This is a genomic window from Bradyrhizobium sp. Ken01 (genome assembly GCF_055807355.1).
This window is the reverse complement of record NZ_JBVVPC010000147.1, coordinates 1-726: the sequence shown is the minus strand read 5'-3', so window position 1 is coordinate 726 and position 726 is coordinate 1. Positions and strand designations below refer to the sequence as shown.

Here is a 726-nt window from a genome sequence, read left to right as displayed (position 1 = left end):
TTGTTTTTATGGCGCGCCAATCAGCCTAGCCTGAAGGAGATCGAGCTTAGCGCGCCCGTACATCTGCCGCTTGACCAGCTTGAGCTTGGTGATCTGAGCTTCCACTTGGCCATTGGACCACGGTTGCGTGATAGCCGCGTGCACCGCGCCCTTGTCGTTGGCGATGCCATTCGCGAACGAGCCAATGAGGCTCCGCTTGGATTCATCTATCCAAGGTTCGAGCTCGATCTCGGCCTTCTTTCGGATCATCGCGTGGAAGCGGCCAACGAGAGTGTTGGCATCGGCCAGCATAGGGACGCTTTGTTCAATAGCGGCAACCGTGACGGTCTCGGCCTTGGTTAGGTGGTCCCGCTTCATCGTCATCAACTGCGCTATCGTCCGGGCGGCGGGGACCCTCTGCAATTGTTGACGGCTGATGGTCTAGGCGCGTCGCCGTCGCGTGGCCCATTCCGCCACCACGCGCAGCGATCCCTTAAAGCCTTGCCCTCTCAAGCGGCGCCAGAGTTCGGCACCGTTACGACAGCCGCCTGACCACTGCGCGTCCAGGAATGGCAAGTGCCCATCCAGGGTGCTTTGACGGGTGCGGAAGATATCCGTACCGCCGCCGCGACTAATTTGGCGAACCAGATTGCGACTATGTCCTGTGCGGCGGACGATCTCCTTGAGCGGCACACCGTCGCTGACAAGAGCCGCGATTGCGGCATGGCTGTCCTGGCGCCGCAGATA

General features: G+C 60.7%; 1 pseudogene. It reads right to left on the bottom strand.

From position 1 onward, the window contains the following. Positions 1–6: 6 nt before the first annotated feature. Positions 7–726 (bottom strand): annotated as a pseudogene (locus AC0L3S_RS39110) (transposase); the annotation flags it as partial.